Below are 19,531 nucleotides of genomic sequence, written 5' to 3' on the forward strand. Positions count from 1 at the left end.
GTTCAGCTTGTGGGACAAAAATCATTGCGTACGGATGATTGCATGGAAAATGTTATAAAAGTATACTCCACTATGGTTTATCGATTGGCTTTTTCACAAACAAGAAATAAGAGCGATGCAGATGATATTTACCAAGAAGTCTTTCTTCGATACATAAGAAAAAAACCGCAGTTTGAAACAGAGGAACATAAAAAAGCCTGGTTTATTCGAGTTACCATCAATTGCTGCAAGAAAATGTGGGTATCGGCTTGGATAAGAAAAATGGCTCCAATAGATGAAACCATTGTTTTTGAAACGAAGGAAGAAACCAATCTTCACTATGAACTTCAAAAATTGCCTATGAAGTATAGAGCAGTAATACACCTGTTTTATTATGAGGATTTGAGTGTAGAAGAGATTAGTGAAATATTAAATCAAAAACCATCTACTATTAGAACACAGCTTACCCGTGCCAGGTATAAGCTAAAAGAAATTATGAAGGAGGATTTATGATGTTTAGAGAAAAATATCGTATCATGAATGAACAAATTTCCCCTGACCAAGAGCTCGTAGATAAAATTACCCGCTCAATTCCCGGAAATGAAAAAGAGACAAATAAGGGGAAAAATTTAATCCGTAAACCGGTTGCAATTTTGGCAATGCTTTCAGTACTTGTTTTGACCATAACACCTGTAATTGCTAAAAATGCGTCTATTATTTACGGACTCATGTATTATGTAGCTCCTGACGTTGCACAATTTTTTGTGCCTATTCAAAAATCCTGTGAGGATAATGGTATCAAAATGGAGGTTGTATCGGCATATATTCATGATAATGTAGCTGAGATTTATATTACAATGCAAGATCTTGTGGGAGAGCGTATAGACGGGACAATAGACCTTTATGACAGCTACTCTATTAATCGTCCATTTGACAGTTTTGCGACCTGTGAGCTTGTGGGCTATGACGAGACAACAAAAACAGCAACTTTTCTTATATCTATAACAGAGTGGGGCAACAAAAAGATCGTTGGTGATAAAGTGACTTTTTCTGTTAGAGAATTTATCAGTGATAAACGAATATATAATGAGATACCCATACCGGTAGATTTAACTAATATTAGCGATGCACTATCTACAAAGGAAGTCTCTCCTGGCGGTGGTGGAGGTCCTAAAATTGAAGAATATTATCAAAATTATGAAAGTAGAGTTAAAGTACTTGTTCCATCCGCTCCAATGCAATTCCCAGTCGAAGGGATTGACTTTACAGGTATTGGATATATAGATGGAATGCTCCATATTCAAACTTCTGTTGTAAATAATTTGACCAAGGATAACCATGGGTATTTCTTCCTTAGAGATAAGAGTGGAAATGAAGTCCAGTGTATTTATAATGTTAGTTTTAGTGAGAATATTGATACTGACAACCGTGTTCATTATGACGAATATGTATTTGAGATTCCTAAATCAGAGATAGGTCAATACTCGCTTTACGGAACTTTTGTTACCAGTGGATTATATACCAGGGGAAACTGGCAAGTGACATTTCCGCTTGAACAAATGAATGATAAATCTACGCATCCAAATTAGCCGAAACATTATATAAGAAAACAGTAGGATTTGAAGTATTTTGTTTTGCCTTCCATATTGAGGGGGCTTGTGTTACAATAAAACGTGAATCATATATATGTTATAAGTAATAAAGTAAGGATTCTATTTACGACAGGAAGCGAATGAGGATATTAATGTAGATTGGGATTTGGAAGAAACTCAAAGCATCTAGTGCATTGAATCGATAGTATAAAAAAGTGGAACTTTTTTTGCGGAAATTCGTTTTATTAAATATACAGAAAATGAAAGGAGTATTTATTATGAAAAAGGTAATAAATGCACTGTGCATTGTAGTTATGCTTACCTTGGTGGTAATACCTCTAAGCATATCTTTTGCTGACAGTGTGAAAAGTCAGCAGAGTCCAGAGGTTAAGGGCGTGGAGGATAAGAGCATAGATGAAAGATTAAAGGATGCCGTTGCATTGTACATAGGAAGCTCCCAGGCCATTGTAAATAATATTGAAACACAAGTCGATTCAACAAATGCCAATGTAAAGCCTTATATCAAAGACGGCAGAACCCTGGTACCTGTGAGATTTATTTCGGAGAGCATAGGGGCTGAAGTTGATTGGGATCAGCAAAATTCTAAAGTTACTGTAAGGCTGAACAATAAAGTGGTGGAACTTGTTATCGGGAATAAGACCATGAAGGTGGGAGATAAAAACGAAGCGCTGGACGTGGCTCCCGAAATAAGCGAAGGCAGAACCTACCTGCCGTTAAGAAGCCTTGTGGAAGCGCTGGGCAAGAAGGTTTTTTATGACAGAGGGCTTATTGTTATAAGCGACAGAGAAGATATATTTGACGTGTCCAAGGATAAGGGCTTGATTGACGAGGCTATTTCAAGAGTAAACAATCTTCCGGTAGTGGGCTCAATTGAAAACCTTAAAAAGATACTTGAAAATTACAGCTCAGGCTACGAAAGGGGTTGGGGGCAATATGGCGGAACTGACATGGCCGTGGCGGATGCTCCTGCTGCAGAAGCCAAAGTTGAAAATTCCTTGGCCGATGCAGGAGCGTCTATGGAATACTCCACTACGAATGTACAGGTTGAGGGAGTGGATGAGGCTGATGTCGTTAAGACCGATGGCGAATATATATACCAGATAAACCGTGATCGGGTGGTTGTTATCAAGGCATATGATACTGTTGCCGGCAACGCTTATTCAGCCTCCGGAATGAAAATAGAAAGTATCCTGAATTTTGATGATGACAACTTTACTCCAGAGGAGTTATATGTGGATGATGATTATTTAATTGCTATAGGAAGCTATTATCAAAAAGTGCCGATGGATACTTCGTCGAATAAACGCATCGGTGCTGGTGTACTTCCTAAATATATGAGTAAAACTAGCGTTAAAGCAATTGTATTTAATATCAGTGACAAGTCAAAAATTAAGAAGCTCCGAGAAGTAGAGGTCGAAGGATACTATGTTTCCTCGCGAAAGATAGGGTCTGTTCTTTATCTTATTTCAAATATGTATCCAAATATCTATTATATAAATGACGATTACAATAAGGTAACACCGGACTACAGGGATACTGCCGTATCGGATAAATACATTAATATGGAATGCTCCGATATAAGATATTTCCCGAATTCTACGGAATCAAACTTTATGAATATAGCTGCCTTTGATATAAGAGACAGTGAAGAAGTGAATGTTCAGACCTACCTTGGTGCAGGGGAGAACATATATGCATCGAGTGAGAATCTCTATGTATCGGTTACAAACTATAATTACACTCTTTTCGATGTGATGATAACGGCTGATGTGGTAAGTGCAAATGAAGATTCTGCTACTTGGGCAAAACCGGCAGTTGTTGATTCTACTGCCAATAGAGAAACTACAACAGTGTATAAGTTTTCACTTAATGGAGCGAAGGTTACCTACTTGAACAAAGGCGAGGTTCCCGGCAGAATATTGAATCAGTTTTCAATGGATGAAAATAACGGCTTCTTCCGCATAGCTACGACAGTTGGGGAAGTTTGGGGAATAGGAGATAATGTTTCAAAAAACAATATATATATATTGGATGACACCATGACTATCACCGGAAAAATTGAGGATATTGCACCGGGAGAAATGATTTATTCAGTAAGGTTTATGGGAGATAGGGGATATGTAGTAACCTTCAAGACGGTGGATCCTCTGTTTGTTATAGACCTGGGTGATCCTTCAAATCCAAAAATCCTTGGAGCCTTAAAGATACCGGGTTATAGTGATTATCTGCATCCTTATGATGAAAACCATATAATTGGCTTTGGAAAGGATACTGTGGAAGTTAAAGGCAATGCATATTATAAAGGAATGAAAATAGCCCTGTTTGATGTTACCGATGTAGCAAACCCAATACAAAAGTTCTCCGAAATTATTGGTGACAGAGGCACTGAATCTGACCTTTTAAGTAACCATAAGGCACTGCTGTTCTCAAAGAGTAAAAACCTTCTCGCTTTCCCTGTGACAGTTATGGAGGTTAGTGAAGCTATAAAAGACGAGGATTCCCTTGCATATGGAGAGTTTGTTTTCCAAGGAGCCTATGTTTACAATATTGATACCGAAAACGGCTTCAAACTAAAAGGGAAGATTACCCATTTATCTGGCGATGAATATAAAAAATCAGGTTACTACTATAATCATCAAAAGCATGTTGAGAGGATTTTGTATATCGGTGATACCCTTTATACGCTATCTAAAGGAATGGTTAAAGCCCATGAACTTGGCAATATGGAGGAAAGTGGCAGCATAGTTATTCCGTAAAATTAATATAGGACCGGACAGAGCGATGACGGCTTTGCCCGGTCCTATATTTAGTCTTTTGGAATCAAATGAAAGAGGCAAAAAAATTAATGTAAAAGTTAATAATTCATAAAATATTAACTTTTTATTAATATTTTTAGTGGTATAATATTAATAATATTTAGTAATTTGGGGGAACAAAGAATGGAATCTAAAGAGAAGAACAGATTATACAGAGTCTGGCACACAGATAAGAAAACCTGCTCAAAATTCGATACAAAGGAAATCGAAGAAGTACATGCTTCAAGCATTAAGGAAGCAAAGAAGATAGTTACGGAAATGTACCCTGACCATAGGGTAACATCAGCATGGCTGGTTCAAAAATAATGAATATTCCTATATATAATGCATTAAGAAGTTATTCCGACTCATGCCCCACGGTTTTTCATATGCCGGGACACAAGCTTGGGAAAGGGGTACCTTTGTCGCTTTTGAGAGACTTGTATTTGATGGATTTAACAGAAATACCCGGCCTTGATAATCTCTACTGCCCAAACGGGATAATTAAAGAGGCCCAGGAGCTGGCAGCAACGGCTTTTGGGGCCGACAAAACTTTTTTTCTGGTAAATGGTTCAACCTGTGGCATTCATGCGGCAATTATGTCTCTTTGCAACCCCAAAGATAAGCTTATAATTGCAAGGGATTGTCATAAGTCTGCTGTCGCCGGGATGATGCTATCAAGGGCTGTGCCCATATATATAAAGCCGGAGTTTAACAGTTCATTCGGCATACCTTCAATTGTTTTGGAAAAGGATATTGAGAAGGCACTTATAGAAAATCCTGACGCTGTTGGAGTTTACATAACGAGGCCAAATTATTATGGGATATGTTCGGACATAAAGTCCATAAGTGAATTGGTTCATTCATACAACAAGGTACTGATAGTTGATGAGGCGCATGGTGCGCATCTGAAATTTTCAAAAAAGCTTCCGCCCTCTTCTATAGAATACGGGGCGGATATTTGCATTCAGAGTGCCCATAAGACCCTTCCGGCACTGACCCAGGGGGCATACCTTCATGTCAAAGGTAATAGAGTAGATATCGAAAAGCTTAAATTTACCTTGTCTCTTTTGGGTACCACTAGTCCATCGTATATTATAATGGCCCATCTCGATATTGCCCGTGCTGTTATGGAAGCAAGTGGCGAAGAAAACATCAATAGACTGCTCAAAGAAGTAGAAATGCTTGGAAGTGCTCTTTCAGAAAGTGATATTTTACGGGTTCTTTCGGTTGACGATATAAATGGAGGAGAAATCGACAGAACTAGGGTTGTGATTAATGTAAGTAGCACAGGAAAGACAGGTTTTGAAATTGAAAAAATTTTAAGAAATCAATATAATATTCAGGTGGAAATGTCCGATTTATATAATGTTGTATGCATTACTACCATAGCGGATACCCATGAAGACATAAATAGGCTTCGAAGTGCATTTCTTGAGACGGCTGACCGTTCTAAAAATGCCAATGGGCAAGGAGAATTGCCAAAGGAATTACAGATAGACGCGTTTAATATACCGGAGCAAAGGGTTGAACCTGCCGCTATCATGCACAGGGGTTTCATAAGAAGAAAGCTTTACGATGCTACCGGGTGCGTAAGCAGAACAATGATAACTCCTTATCCCCCAGGAATACCTGTAATATGTCCGGGAGAAGTTATCAGTGAAGATATTGTGAAATATGTTATAAAAGTTATTGAAGCCGGCGGTGTGGTAAATGGGGTATCTTCCAGCCTAGAGGTTGATGTGGTCGAATAGCAAAACCATGTAAAGGAGATGCTTATGAAAGGTAAGCTGATAATAATTGAAAGCGGAGCCGATGCCAGCGGAAAAGCGACTCAGACGAAAATGCTGTATGAGCGGCTGGTTGAGGAAGGCTGCAAGGTAAGAAAAATTACTTTTCCGAACTATGACAGTGATTCTTCCGCTTTGGTCAAAATGTATTTAAATGGTGATTTCGGGAGAAACCCCGAAGATGTAAGTCCCTATGTAGCCTCCACATTCTACGCAGTGGATAGGTTTGCATCCTACAAGACAGATTGGGGACAAGCTTATAATGACGGATGGATAATTCTTGCCGATAGATACACTACATCCAATATGGTGCATCAGGCGGCAAAGATAAAGGACATGGAAGAGAAAGAACGTTTTCTTGATTGGCTATGGGATTTCGAGTTTGGGATTTACAAGCTTCCGGTGCCCGATTGCGTTATATTTCTTGATATGCCTCCTGCTTACAGCAAAGAGCTTATGGAAGGAAGGGCAAATAAGTTTACCGGGGACCAGAAAAAGGATATACATGAGAGAAATGATGAATATTTGAGGGAATCCTACAATAATTCCCTGTATATTGCAGAAAAATATAACTGGACCAGGATTGACTGCGTAGAGAATGGAACTTTGAGAAAGATAGAAGAAATTCAAGATAGCGTTTATGAAGCTGTTAGTGGGATAATCAGGCAATAAGGCCTTTGTTGAACTTATCGGCTATAACTATTATAATAGAGTTATACAATACCTTTGTTCATATATGCTAAAGGCGACATTTGATATATTCTCGGCTTTACCGTAGTAAAAAATAATAAGTACTGCAAATGGAGTGAGAGACTATGAAGATTAGTGAAAGCACTAGCAAAACATCAGGTCTGCATGAGATTTCCGGGCAGGAACCAAAGAGGGTGGCCGACAGCAATGGAGCCAACTTTAAAAGGCATTTAAAGGAATTTGATAATCGTAATTGTGAAGAAAGAATCCGTGCTCTGGTAAGTCAGATTGAGGAGCAGGGGAGAAAACTCAGCCAGAAGATAGATGTAAGGGAACTGAAGATTTATAAAAGGCTTATTTCCGATTTTTTGGATGAAGTCTTACACAACTCTCATATGTTTTCAAAGGACAGCTATCTTGACAGAAGGGGCAGATACAAGGTTTATGCCACGGTGAAGAAGATAAATACTGAGCTTGATGAGCTTACAACAGAGGTTCTTAATGCCGAGGGGGACAACATTAAGATACTTCAGAGGATTGAAGACATAAGAGGGCTTGTTTTGGACCTCATGTTATAACACTTAAGTTCAAAGAAAGTTTTTATAAGGGGCGTCTGTTGCCCCGTTATATTCTGTTGCTTAATTATTTGCTAGATTAATCCTGGCGGGTTTTATTATTTTGTTATGGCAGGGGTGTATCGTGAACTTCAATGCAATTATCGGCCAGCAGGATGTAATAGAAGGCCTAAAAACATTAATAAACAGCAATAAAATAGGACATGCATATATATTTTCCGGACCGGAAGGAATAGGGAAGACTACGGTTGCAAAGATTCTTGCATCTATATTGATGTGCTCTGATAATGTAGGTGATGAAAGCTGCGGCAATTGCCAGTCCTGCCGCCTTTTTGAGAATGGAACCAATCCCGATTTCGGTATTTTAGAATGCAAAGGCTCCAGTATAGGAGTTGATGAAATAAGAAATCTGCAGCATGATATATGTGTAAGGCCGCTTTATTCTAAAAGAAAGGTGTATTTGATCCGGGAAGCGGACAGAATGACTGTTCAGGCTCAGAACTGTCTGCTAAAAACCCTTGAGGAACCGCCGGAATATGCGGTTATTATACTTGTTGCATCAAATTATAATGCTCTCTTGGAGACAATACACTCGAGGAGCATTAGGATTGACTTTAAAAAGAATACCTTTGACGAGGTAAAGGAATTTATTACGGCTAGGGCTGGAGGCGACTTTGAACAAGCCGATTTTATAGCCTCATATGCTGACGGAGTGATTGGCAGAGCTCTTGAGCTTATGGAGTCTGAGGGATTTAGGGAGATCCGGGAAAAAGCAATTGATGCGGTGATACGGCTTTCGGGACCCGATCTTGGGGATATGTTCGATATTTCCCTCATGTTTGATGAGAACAAGGATGATATAGATTCCATACTGGATATCATGCTCTTGTTTTACAGAGACTTACTTATAGCTGGGAAGTCTGGAAATGAAAAATTGTTGATTAATTCCGATAAAAAGGATATCATATTAAAGAATACTAATAAGTTTTCTACTGGGAAACTATTGAAGAATATAGATATAATTGAAGAAATGCGTAAAAATATAAAGCAGAATGCGAATTATCAGCTTGCTATACAGGTTATGCTTATGAAGCTTCAGGAGGAAAATGCGTAATGGTAAAGGTGGTTGGAATAAGATTTAAAAAAGCAGGGAAAATATATTATTTTGACCCTGGTGATTTAGAGATAGATTTAAACGAAAATGCAATTGTAGAGACCGCAAGAGGAATTGAGTTCGGTCAGGTTGTAGTGCCAAATACCGAGGTCAGCGAGGAAGAAATAGTTGCTCCTTTAAAGAAGGTTATTCGCATTGCGACAGAGGAAGACAAGGAGCATCATGAAGAGAATGTCAGAAAAGAGAAGGAAGCTTTTGATATTTGTCTTCAGAAAATTTCAAACCACAATCTGGAAATGAAGCTTATTGATGTCGAATATACCTTTGACAACAATAAAATATTATTTTATTTTACTGCCGATGGAAGAGTGGACTTCAGGGAGTTGGTAAAAGATCTTGCTTCAGTTTTCAGAACGAGAATCGAGTTAAGGCAGATTGGTGTGAGGGACGAGGCTAAAATGATGGGAGGACTGGGAGTTTGCGGTCGTGTCCTTTGTTGTAATTCGTTCCTCGGTGAATTTCAACCGGTGTCTATAAAGATGGCGAAGGAACAGGGGTTATCCTTAAATCCCACAAAAATATCCGGCGCCTGCGGAAGGCTTATGTGCTGCTTAAAATATGAGCAGGATGCATATGAAGAAATAATCTCCAGGGTACCAAATGAGGGGGCTATCGTTGAAACTCCTGAAGGTCAGGGGGTTGTAATGTCTATAAGCTTGTTGAAGGAACTGGTGAAGGTAAAGCTTGATCGGGACAATGAAACCGATCTTAAGATTTACAAGGCATCAGATGTAAAGGTAATAAAGAATGTGACCCGTGATGAACCCGATGAAGAAATAGATTTGGATGAATTGAAGCAATTGGAAGATTGATAGTGATTTGGCTAATAATCTGCCTTGGAATAAAAAAAGTGGTTTTCATTCCACAATTTTAGTGGTAGAATTATAAGGTCAGTAGGTTATTTTACTTTTAATGCTTACCTAAGTCAAATTTATATAGGAGGTGTACCATACAATGGCATATTTTATAACTGACGCTTGTATCAGTTGCGGTGCTTGCGAGCCTGAGTGCCCAGTATCTTGTATTTCAGCAGGAGACAGCGTTTATGTAATAGATGCTGACGCTTGTATAGAATGTGGAGCCTGTGCAAATGTTTGCCCTGTTGATGCTCCGGAACAGAAGTAATAGTGTGTCTCAAAGGGGTCGAAAAGGCTATACGCCTTTGTTTGACCTCTTTTTTATGCCTCAAAGCAGGGAGCTTTAGGTTTTAATGTTGATATAAGATGAACGCAGGGGTTTAATTTGGATATGAAATTAAATGAAAATGAAAGAATAGATGATTTGCAGTATAAAGGATTAAGGATTATACAAAAGAAAGACGGCTTTTGCTTTGGGCTCGATGCTGTATTGCTGGCAAATTTTGCAGATGTCAAAAGAGGCGATACTGTAATTGACCTTGGTACAGGCACAGGCATTATATCAATTCTGATTGCCGGTAAAACCGAGGCAAAGTCTGTGACGGGACTTGAGATTCAGGAAGAAATGGCCGAAATGGCTCAAAGAAGCGTAGAGATCAATAATATCACTGACCGTGTAAGAATAGTATGTGGAGATATCAAAGAGAGCGTCGAGATGTTTGGGGCATCACAGTTTAATGTGGTGGTTACAAACCCTCCTTATATGAATCAGGGCGGCGGGCTCTTAAATATCAGCGATACAAAGGCAATTTCGAGGCACGAAATAAAGTGCACTTTGGAAGATGTCATAAAGGCTTCGGCAAAGCTATTGGTGCCTGGCGGACAACTGGCAATGGTTCACAGGCCCGACAGGCTTGTGGATATAGTGTGGCTTATGAGAAAGTACTCCATAGAGCCAAAGTACCTGCAATTTGTGCATCCATCTCCCCGCAAAAAAGCAAACCTACTGCTAATAAAGGGGACAAGACAGGGAAGAGCGCAGCTTAAGATGATGGAGCCGTTGTACGTTTATGATGAAGACGGAAATTATTCCAAGGAGATAGACAATATTTATGGCAGAGAGGTAAGGAACATTGAGTAATAAAGGAATACTGTATCTTGTTGCAACTCCCATCGGAAACCTTGAGGATATAACCTTAAGAGCAATACGGGTACTTAAGGAGGTAGACCTTATAGCTGCCGAAGACACAAGGCAGACTATAAAGCTTCTTAACCACCTTGACATAAAAAAACCTATGGTGAGCTACTATGAGCACAATAAGGTTGTAAAAGGCAATTATCTTATAGAGCAGCTGCAAGAGGGAAAGAGCATTGCTCTGGTCTCCGATGCGGGTACGCCGGGAATTTCAGACCCAGGTGAAGATATGGTCAAGCTCTGTATTGAAAATGAAATACCATTTACCATGGTTCCGGGACCTGTGGCGGCTGTGACGGGATTGGTCTTATCGGGACTTCCCTCGGGAAGATTTGCTTTTGAAGGATTTCTGCCGATGAATAAAAGGGCAAGAAGAGAGCGGATAAATTCATTGAAGGATGAAATACGAACCATAGTTTTTTATGAAGCACCCCATAAACTTGTTTATACTTTGAAGGATCTATATGAGGTTTTAGGAAACAGAAGGATAACATTGGCACGGGAGTTGACCAAGAAGTTTGAAGAGATTTTAAGATGTACTCTAGAAGAGGCTATGGAAAGGTACGAGAGTGAAGCGCCAAGGGGAGAATATGTCCTTATTGTAGAAGGAGCAGATGAGAAACAGATTATGGAAGACAAAAAAAGTGAATGGAATGTCATGAGTATAGCAGAGCACTATCAGATGTACATAGAGCAGGGTCTTCCCAAGAAGGAAGCAATGAAAAAGGTGGCGCAGGACAGAGAAATAAGCAAAAGAGACGTTTACAATGCATTGATCTGAGTATAGTTAGAATTAAAAGCTCGGGATATCGGGGTCCTTCGCTTTAGCCTCTTTCATTTCACTCCAAGAGGCTAAAATAAAAGGGACTCCTAACGAGTCCCTTTTGTGGTCATGCAGATTGTAAAGTTATTATTTCTTTAATTCTCTCATACAGTCAGGGCAAATGTTCTTGCTTTTATAAACTGTAACATCTTTTGCATTTCCGCAGAAGATGCAAGCCGGCTCATACTTCTTGAGTATAATTGTTGCACCGTCAACATAGATTTCGAGTGCATCCTTTTCGGCAATGTCGAGTGTTCTTCTTAATTCGATAGGCAGAACAACCCTTCCTAATTCATCAACTTTTCTTACGATTCCAGTAGATTTCATAATTGATCCTCCTCTAAAAATACAGTATTCGACAAACTTTTCATTTTCATGATACCATAAATGCCAATAATAGTCAACAATATTTTAAAAAAAATTCAATAAAATTGAATAATAATTTGTGGAGAGATTGTAAGTTAATACTAAGGGTATTTTTGTATGATGTCAGAGATAGGCATATAAATACCTTTGAGTTATAATCAAGAAAACAAATAGGAACACTAGGAATTTGATAGACTCATGGTAATAAAGGGTTTTATATCCAGTATATAACTGGCAAATCCTCGAAAAGCTACTTGCTGAAATTCGACAAGTTAATTATAACATAAAAATTGAAATAGGTGGATTAATTAGCAGATGTGAGTGTGGTATATTGTCCGATCAATCCTCATATACATTATTAGTATTAATGACATGGATGAGGCTTAGGTTGTGTTAAATTATATCTGGTTTGCAATGCTTATAATAGGATTTGTAGTCGGCATAATGAACGGAAGGGTTAGTGAGGTTACCCAGGCGGTGGTGGATTCATCAAAAAGTGCCGTGGAGATAAGCATAGGTCTTCTGGGAGTTATGTGTCTGTGGACCGGTCTAATGGAGGTTGCGGAAAAGAGCGGAATCATTAGAGGAATCGCAAAAGCCGTAAGGCCCGTTATGAAGTTTTTGTTTCCGGGGATACCGAAGGAACATCCCGCAGGAGGAGCCATTGTCATGAATCTTGTGGCAAACTTTCTGGGGTTGGGCAATGCAGCAACACCCTTGGGGATAAAGGCTATTAACGAGCTTCAAAAGCTCAATCCCAATAAAGATACTGCTACAAATGAGATGAGCATGTTTCTTGTTTTGAATACGGCCTGTATTCAGTTTATTCCGGCAACGATAATTGCCCTGAGATCTGCAGCAGGGTCAAAGAATCCTACGGAGATTATAGGTACTATATGGGTGGCCAGTATTAGTGCCTGCATGGCAGGAATTATTGCAGCAAAAATATTGTCATCTTTTTTCAAGGCCAAATCCGGAGCCAAAAAAGGGTTGGAAAATAGATTGGGACGGAGGAAAGCATGAACATTGTAAAAGACTTATCTTCTTATGCCATACCTGCATTGTTTTTTGTTATTTTGTGTGTTGGACTATACAGAGGAGTAAAAGTGTACGATGTTTTTCTGGAGGGAGCAAAGGAAGGCATAACTACTGTTTTGAGGATCATACCGCCTCTGGTGGGCCTTATGGTTGCGGTGGGAGTATTCAGGGCCTCGGGAGCGCTGGACCTTTTAGTCTATGTGGTAAAACCGGTTGCTGACCTTTTAAGAATACCAAAGGACGCTTTACCCCTGGTTTTTCTTCGGCCGATTTCCGGAAGTGCATCTTTGGCAATGCTATCGGATATATTCAATGTGCATGGCCCGGACTCTTTTGTAGGGCGCGTGGCATCAACTCTCATGGGCTCTACCGAAACCATATTTTATACCCTTGCGGTATATTTCGGTGCAGTGGGGATTAAAAACATCCGACATACTCTGGCTGCCGCTCTTATAGCTGACTTTGCCGGTATTTTTGCTGCTGTATGGATATGCACAAAGGTTTTCGGCGGGTAATAAATCAAAGCCTGCCGGAAAGTCTCAAGAATTTGTATAGGTTATAGTAAAGGCGCGCCTTTGAGCCGGACTTTTTCATAATATTTGTGCTGGCAAGTCTGTTCATTCCGTAATGTGCTTGAGGCTCTGAGAGATATAATGCAATCATTGTTTCGACTATGGTACTGTGAAATTCTGGGTGTTTGAGACTGTTGCAGCTTTCCAATGCCTTTTCAATAAAAAATAGAATTCTATCTTCACATGCTTTTAAGTTTTTATAGAAAGATGTCAGATTCAGATTGTTATTTTGCATGGACGCATTTGCATTGACAAAGTGGTCAAGCAGTACATGAAGTCCGCAAATCCAAGGGAAATATGCGGCACATATGTTGTTTACTTCTTCTTTGGTGAGATCCGGGTCATGGGCACAGGCAAATAAAACAAATATCAGCAGAGGGGATGCGGATGCAGCAATCATTTCCCCTTTGGATATGCCCACATTTTCGTCGTGATACCTATTGACCCATTCCTCGATTTTCTTATCTCTTGATTCTTTATCCAGGTGAGAGTAGGTCATAAAATCTGAGTACATTTGAATAAACTTCTTTAGCTGAGTTATGACAAGGTTGTATGAAGACAACATAACAACTTGGTCTCTGCACTTTTCTATAAGTTTCGTTATGGTTTCAATATCCTCTCTCTTAAGATGGCCTATGTAGCCGACGGAGATTTTCCTTTTAGGGTCAACGGCATCTCTTAATGAGAGATAAAGGCGGCTGAATAATAGCTCGTTTTTCTCCTTAATATTGCGGCAAGCTAAATTAAGATAATGATCGATAGCCTGAAATGAAACTATAAAATTCAGGGCATTGTCAAGGTCTACACCGGGATAGAGAGCATAAATGCCTGCTTCCCGGGCAGGAAGTTTTTGTATTGATGAGGGGGTGTCCTCTTTTAAATCGTTGTATTCTTCCTTAAAAATCTTATACTCTTTTAAAAGAGCATAGGATTTTGGATATATATCACTAATGCATTTTAGTATGAGCTTAGGACCATGGAAGCATCGAATATTCATAATATTCCTCCTTGTCGATTCCTCAAAAAATCCTCTTTCCATATAAGATCTGCAGTTTTAGTACACCTCAGTTTAAACTTATATAGTTATTCTTCCCATTTTATGCATGTATAGAAGCGATTATGAGAAAATTTGAAAAAATCCATCCTATAATCTGAATTTCCTTGAAAAATGAGCAGCATATATGTATATTAGTATTAATGGCAAGTTTGGAAGGCAATAATAAATCAGAGTATTATTATCGAATAATGCTTTGCTTATATAAGGAGGAAAATAGATGGATAAGAAGACTTTTTACATTACAACACCGATTTACTATCCGAGCGATAAATTACATATAGGACATTCATATACTACTGTTGCAGCAGATGCTGCGGCAAGATACAAGAGGCTTAAGGGTTATGATGTAATGTTTCTGACAGGAACGGATGAGCATGGACAGAAGATAGAGAGAAAAGCCAAGGAAAAGGGAGTTACGCCAAAGCAGTATGTGGATGAAATTGTGGCGGGAATTAAAGATCTGTGGAAGCTTATGAAGATAACCAACGATAGATTTATCAGAACTACTGACAGCGAGCATGAAAAGACCGTGCAGAAGATATTTAAAAAGCTCTATGATCAGGGGGATATTTACAAGAGCGAATATGAAGGATGGTATTGTACCCCCTGTGAATCCTTCTGGACAAAGACGCAGCTGGTTGACGGCAAATGTCCCGACTGCGGAAGGGAAGTGGAATTGACAAAGGAAGAAAGCTACTTTTTCAGGCTTTCCAAGTATCAGGACCGGCTGATAAAGCATATCGAGGAGAATCCGGAGTTTATACAGCCGGTTTCCAGGCAGAATGAGATGCTGAACAATTTCTTAAGGCCGGGGCTTGAGGACCTTTGTGTGTCCAGGACTACCTTTGATTGGGGAATACCGGTGACCTTTGATGACAAGCATGTGGTATATGTTTGGATTGACGCCCTTTCCAACTATATCACTGCCCTTAATTATATGTCTGAGGATGATTCGGATTATCGCAAATATTGGCCTGCAGATGTTCATCTTGTGGGTAAGGAAATAGTGCGTTTCCACACCATTATATGGCCTGCAATGCTCATGGCATTGGGTGAGCCTTTGCCGAAGCAGGTGTTTGGTCATGGTTGGCTTCTTCTTGAGGGTGGAAAAATGTCCAAATCGAAGGGGAATGTGGTGGACCCTGTTGTACTTGTTGAAAAGTACGGAGTTGACGCAATAAGATATTTCCTTTTAAGAGAGGTTCCTTTCGGGTCGGATGGGATATTTTCAAATGAAGCATTAATAAACAGGATTAATTCGGATTTGGCAAATGACCTGGGCAACCTTGTGAGCAGGACCGTTGCCATGATTGATAAATATTTCGGAGGAAGTATACCCCAAGAAAGACAATCGGGGGACTTTGATGACGACCTTATAAAAACTGTGATGGATACACCTCAAAAGGTGGAGGAACTCCTTGACCGGATGCAGTTTAGCATGGCACTTACCGATATCTGGAAGGCCATTTCGAGGACCAACAAGTATATCGACGAGACCATGCCTTGGGTATTGGCAAAGAGTGAAGAAAACAATGCAAGACTTGCCGGAGTTTTGTACAATCTTGCGGAAAGTATTAGGATGGTTTCCATACTTATACAGCCATTTATGCCCGAAACCCCCGAAAAGATATGGCATCAACTAGGAATAAATGACAAGAAGTGTGTGGAATGGGAAAGTGCTAAGCAATGGGGAGGATATCCCGAAGGAGCCACTGTAAACAAGGGCGATGTCATATTCCCGAGAATTGACATCAAAAAAGAGATGGAAGAGCTGGAAAAACTTACTTTGGCAATAGCTGAAAACAAGGAAGCACCAAAGAAGGAAGAAGACCAAAAGGAGACGGCAAAGGATGAATTTATTAGTATAGAGGATTTTGAAAAGATAGACTTAAGGGTTGGAAAGGTCCTTGAGGCAGAGAAGGTGGAAAAAGCCGATAAGCTGCTGAAGCTAAAGATTGAGGTAGGCAATGAAATCCGGCAGGTGGTATCGGGGATTGCAAAGCATTATTCTCCGGAAGAAATAAAGGGCAAATATGTTGTGCTGGTTGCAAACTTAAAGCCGGTTAAGCTTAGGGGAATAGAGTCCCAAGGAATGATCCTTGCTGCTTCGGATGACAAGGAATTGGTACTGGCGACGATTGACAAGGAGATAGACAGCGGAGCTAAAGTTCAGTAGTTGGCTTTAAAACTATGGAAGATGGAGAACAACTATGCTTTTCGATTCACATGCGCATTATGATAATCAGAGATTTGATGAAGATAGATTTGAAACAATAAAAAAGGCTTATGACAGCGGTGTTACGTATATTTTGAATGCTGCTGCCGACATGGCTTCTTCGGTGGAAACCATTTCCTTGACCCGGGAATTTGAGTTTGTTTACGGGGCCGTAGGAGTTCATCCCCATGCTGTGAGTGAGATGAACGACAATGACATTGCTACCCTTGCAAACTTTACAATGGAGGATAAAATTGTTGCAATTGGGGAGATTGGGCTTGATTATTATTACGATTATTCACCTAGGGAGCAGCAGAAACTTTGGTTTGCGAAGCAGATAAGCCTAGCGCGGAAGCTAAATCTACCCATAATTGTTCATGACAGGGATGCCCATAAGGATGTTTTGGACATAATAAAGTCCGAACAGGCCAAAGATGTTGGAGGAGTATTCCACTGCTATTCGGGAAGTGTTGAAATGCTCAGAGATGTACTGGAAAATAACTTTTGCATTTCTGTGGGAGGAGCGCTGACTTTCAAAAACGCAAAAAAGACTGTTGAAGTGGTAGAACATGTACCGCTAGACAAGCTTTTGATAGAGACCGACTGTCCCTATCTTACTCCCGAACCCCACAGAGGAAAGAGGAACGACTCCAGCTATGTCAGACTAGTTGCAGAAAAGATTGCTAAGATAAAGGGAATAAGCTTTGAAGAAGTAGCGGAAGCCACGATGAATAATTCAAAAAGGCTTTTTAATATCAAATAATTAAAATATTGACATAATACTATTATCACCAATTTACCTTCGGCACATATAATGATATTGAGTTAAGAAGAATATTGACCGGAGGTAAATTTTTTATGGAAAAGAAGTATAGAAAAGAACCTGTTGAAATACCGCCTGAGATAACAGAAACTGCCGGGGCCAATCAGATGCCGGAAATGGATATAATGCAAGAAGCACAGCCAATGAATGAAGTTCCTTATGTTCCGCAGGTACAGCAAGCGGAAATGGGGCAGATGCCCTGTATGCAGCAAATGCCTTGTATGCAGCAAATGCCGCAGATGATGATGCCCATGGTTTGTTGTCCTTTGTTGATTGGTATGCATTGCCCGATGATGTCTATGGATTATTCAACAATGCCTCAAATGATGCCACAAGCAATGCCACAGGCAATGCCACAAGCTATGCCACAAGCCATACCACAAGCAATGCCGCAGACAATGCCCCAGGCTATGCCGGAAACTATGCCACAAGTGGTATCACCAAATCAATATGTGCCAGGCCCTTGCGGTAGTCCATATCCTACACAGCATATGCATAATCCATGTGGATGCGGCTCTGATATGTACGAACATAATATGTATAATCCAATGAGGCCGGGTTATTATTAATGTGCAGGCAATTCATGATGGCGAAGCTTGTTAATTGAAATAGGAGTACTTAGAATATAAGCGGGTAAAAAATTTACCTGCTTTTTGTATAAATATATTAATGTTGTATGCCGATGATACACAAGAAGTATTTGGTGAATTTCAACAGTTTGTTTTGCGAAAGGGAATAGTGGGTATAATGTGTAGGAGGTCAGGCAATAATTAGATGTATATGATAATAATGTATAGGGATTTGACAAAGATAAGTATTTCAAATAAAATACCCATAGTCCCTTAATATTTTGAACAGGAGGTGTTGAAGTTGTCGCCACTTCTTAAAAATATTAAAAGGTATGTTTCATTTAAATTATTAGCAGTTGCAGTTATTGCATTTGTAGTTGCTGTGATGGCAGGGGTAGGAGTATATTACCGCTGTCAGAAGGAAGTAGTTATAAATCTTGATGATAAGCAATTTGTTGTCAAGACGATGAAATCTACCGTAAAAGAAGTATTGAAGCAAAACGGGATAAATCTTGATGAGAATGACTATATTAGTCTTCCGCTTGATACAAAGCTGCAGAGCAAAAAAGATAATGTCATAAATATAAAAAGTGCAGTACCTGTTACAGTAATTGCCGATGGGCGCGAAATTCAACTGATGACTTCAAAACAGACAGTCCGGGAAGCTCTCCAGGATGACCTGATTAACCTTACACATTTGGATCGGGTTGAGGGAGCCGACCTTGATGACGAAATAGTCAAGGACATGAAGCTGAAAGTTGTCAGAGTAAAGAAGGAACTTGTAAGTCAAAACGAAATTATCCCATGTGACGTAATTAGAAGGGAAAACGACAGCATGGACAAGGGAGATTTCAAGGTAGTCAAGGAAGGCAAAGATGGAGTAAGAGAAAAGGTATACATGGTTTCGTATGAGGATGGAAAGGAAGTAAACAAACAGATTTTGAGCGACACTGTTGTTTCAAGTCCCGAAACCAAGATTGTAGAGTTTGGCACTATCCTGAATTATACTACCGCCAGAGGAGAAAAATTCAGGTATAAAAAGGTAATGACCATGAACGCTACAGCTTATACTGCATCCTACGAGGACACCGGAAAGACCCCGGATCATCCGGAGTTCGGAATTACTTATACCGGAGTCAGGGCAAGAAAAGGGATTATTGCCGTAGATCCAAAGGTTATACCTTTAGGAACGAAGGTATATATAGAGGGATTAGGAGATGTACCTGACTACGGGTATGCTGTTGCAGCAGACATTGGAAGTGCTGTAAAAGGCAATCTTATCGATCTCTATATGGACGATAGACAAACGGTTAAACGCTGGGGCGTAAAGAAAGTAAGAGTCTACATACTTTATGATTGATTTTATATAATACTACGTAATAATCTTTGTATATTTTTAA

Annotated in this window: 20 protein-coding genes; 18 read left to right on the forward strand and 2 right to left on the reverse strand. The window is 39.7% G+C overall.

What is annotated here, in order from left to right; translation table 11 throughout:
- Positions 1-9 precede the first annotated feature (9 nt).
- The 12 genes from EFD62_RS07895 to rsmI all read left to right on the forward strand — a co-directional run bounded on the left by EFD62_RS07895 (position 10) and on the right by rsmI (position 11,449).
- Positions 10-492: an RNA polymerase sigma factor gene (locus tag EFD62_RS07895; protein WP_069195106.1), complete on the forward strand. Its 483-nt coding sequence runs from the start codon at positions 10-12 to the stop codon at positions 490-492.
- On the forward strand, positions 489-1,568 hold the full coding sequence (locus EFD62_RS07900) for a hypothetical protein (RefSeq protein ID WP_235832599.1): 1,080 nt from the start codon (positions 489-491) through the stop codon (positions 1,566-1,568). The genes EFD62_RS07895 and EFD62_RS07900 overlap by 4 nt, the downstream gene beginning before the upstream one ends.
- 281 nt (positions 1,569-1,849) lie before the next feature.
- Positions 1,850-4,348: a beta-propeller domain-containing protein gene (locus EFD62_RS07905; protein ID WP_128705940.1), complete on the forward strand. Its 2,499-nt coding sequence runs from the start codon at positions 1,850-1,852 to the stop codon at positions 4,346-4,348.
- Positions 4,349-4,531: 183 nt separating this feature from the next.
- The gene (locus tag EFD62_RS07910; protein WP_069195103.1) at positions 4,532-4,714 is read left to right on the forward strand and encodes a hypothetical protein; all 183 of its coding nucleotides are present in this window, start codon (positions 4,532-4,534) and stop codon (positions 4,712-4,714) included.
- Positions 4,714-6,141 carry an aminotransferase class I/II-fold pyridoxal phosphate-dependent enzyme gene (locus EFD62_RS07915; protein ID WP_128705957.1) on the forward strand — a complete coding sequence of 476 codons (1,428 nt, stop codon included), beginning with the start codon at positions 4,714-4,716 and terminating at the stop codon, positions 6,139-6,141. The genes EFD62_RS07910 and EFD62_RS07915 overlap by 1 nt, the downstream gene beginning before the upstream one ends.
- Positions 6,142-6,165: 24 nt before the next feature.
- Complete coding sequence (locus EFD62_RS07920; protein WP_069195102.1) at positions 6,166-6,849, forward strand: dTMP kinase; 684 nt, start codon at positions 6,166-6,168, stop codon at positions 6,847-6,849.
- Between the two features lie 143 nt (positions 6,850-6,992).
- Complete coding sequence (locus EFD62_RS07925) at positions 6,993-7,445, forward strand: YaaR family protein (RefSeq protein ID WP_069195101.1); 453 nt, start codon at positions 6,993-6,995, stop codon at positions 7,443-7,445.
- Positions 7,446-7,566: 121 nt separating this feature from the next.
- Positions 7,567-8,556, forward strand: coding sequence for a DNA polymerase III subunit delta' (gene holB / locus EFD62_RS07930; RefSeq protein ID WP_069195100.1), 990 nt, complete (start codon positions 7,567-7,569; stop codon positions 8,554-8,556).
- Complete coding sequence (locus tag EFD62_RS07935; RefSeq protein ID WP_069195099.1) at positions 8,556-9,428, forward strand: PSP1 domain-containing protein; 873 nt, start codon at positions 8,556-8,558, stop codon at positions 9,426-9,428. The genes holB and EFD62_RS07935 overlap by 1 nt, the downstream gene beginning before the upstream one ends.
- A gap of 142 nt (positions 9,429-9,570) precedes the next feature.
- Positions 9,571-9,741 carry a 4Fe-4S binding protein gene (locus EFD62_RS07940; RefSeq protein WP_069195098.1) on the forward strand — a complete coding sequence of 57 codons (171 nt, stop codon included), beginning with the start codon at positions 9,571-9,573 and terminating at the stop codon, positions 9,739-9,741.
- Positions 9,742-9,864: 123 nt separating this feature from the next.
- Positions 9,865-10,614 (forward strand): tRNA1(Val) (adenine(37)-N6)-methyltransferase, encoded by a 750-nt coding sequence (locus tag EFD62_RS07945; RefSeq protein ID WP_128705941.1) that lies wholly within the window; start codon positions 9,865-9,867, stop codon positions 10,612-10,614.
- Entirely contained in the window at positions 10,607-11,449 is an 843-nt protein-coding gene (gene rsmI, locus EFD62_RS07950; protein ID WP_128705942.1) for a 16S rRNA (cytidine(1402)-2'-O)-methyltransferase, read from the forward strand. Before EFD62_RS07945 ends, rsmI begins: the two co-directional genes overlap by 8 nt.
- Positions 11,450-11,578: 129 nt before the next feature.
- Here the strand turns inward: rsmI and EFD62_RS07955 are convergent, their stop codons facing one another.
- Positions 11,579-11,818 carry an AbrB/MazE/SpoVT family DNA-binding domain-containing protein gene (locus tag EFD62_RS07955; RefSeq protein ID WP_069195095.1) on the reverse strand — a complete coding sequence of 80 codons (240 nt, stop codon included), beginning with the start codon at positions 11,816-11,818 and terminating at the stop codon, positions 11,579-11,581.
- Between the two features lie 429 nt (positions 11,819-12,247).
- Here EFD62_RS07955 and EFD62_RS07960 point away from each other — a divergent pair, with 429 nt between their 5' ends.
- Positions 12,248-12,880 (forward strand): nucleoside recognition domain-containing protein, encoded by a 633-nt coding sequence (locus tag EFD62_RS07960; RefSeq protein WP_069195094.1) that lies wholly within the window; start codon positions 12,248-12,250, stop codon positions 12,878-12,880.
- A complete protein-coding gene (locus EFD62_RS07965; protein WP_128705943.1) occupies positions 12,877-13,410 on the forward strand; it encodes a spore maturation protein in 534 nt (177 codons plus the stop codon). Before EFD62_RS07960 ends, EFD62_RS07965 begins: the two co-directional genes overlap by 4 nt.
- 4 nt (positions 13,411-13,414) lie before the next feature.
- On the opposite strand, the gene EFD62_RS07970 is transcribed toward EFD62_RS07965, so the two are convergent.
- Entirely contained in the window at positions 13,415-14,464 is a 1,050-nt protein-coding gene (locus EFD62_RS07970) for a DUF2600 family protein (protein ID WP_069195092.1), read from the reverse strand.
- 277 nt (positions 14,465-14,741) lie between these two features.
- On the opposite strand from EFD62_RS07970, the gene metG reads away from it, so the two are divergent.
- The 4 genes from metG (at position 14,742) to EFD62_RS07990 (ending at position 19,491) form a co-directional block, all read left to right on the forward strand.
- A complete protein-coding gene (gene metG, locus EFD62_RS07975) occupies positions 14,742-16,700 on the forward strand; it encodes a methionine--tRNA ligase (protein WP_069195091.1) in 1,959 nt (652 codons plus the stop codon).
- Between the two features lie 34 nt (positions 16,701-16,734).
- Positions 16,735-17,502, forward strand: coding sequence for a TatD family hydrolase (locus tag EFD62_RS07980; RefSeq protein WP_128705944.1), 768 nt, complete (start codon positions 16,735-16,737; stop codon positions 17,500-17,502).
- A 95-nt stretch (positions 17,503-17,597) separates the two neighbouring features.
- A complete protein-coding gene (locus EFD62_RS07985; protein ID WP_128705945.1) occupies positions 17,598-18,131 on the forward strand; it encodes a hypothetical protein in 534 nt (177 codons plus the stop codon).
- 301 nt (positions 18,132-18,432) lie between these two features.
- The gene (locus tag EFD62_RS07990; RefSeq protein ID WP_069195088.1) at positions 18,433-19,491 is read left to right on the forward strand and encodes a 3D domain-containing protein; all 1,059 of its coding nucleotides are present in this window, start codon (positions 18,433-18,435) and stop codon (positions 19,489-19,491) included.
- The last annotated feature ends 40 nt before the right edge of the window (positions 19,492-19,531 follow it).

It is taken from the genome of Acetivibrio mesophilus (assembly GCF_004102745.1).
Taxonomy (GTDB): domain Bacteria; phylum Bacillota; class Clostridia; order Acetivibrionales; family Acetivibrionaceae; genus Hungateiclostridium; species Hungateiclostridium mesophilum.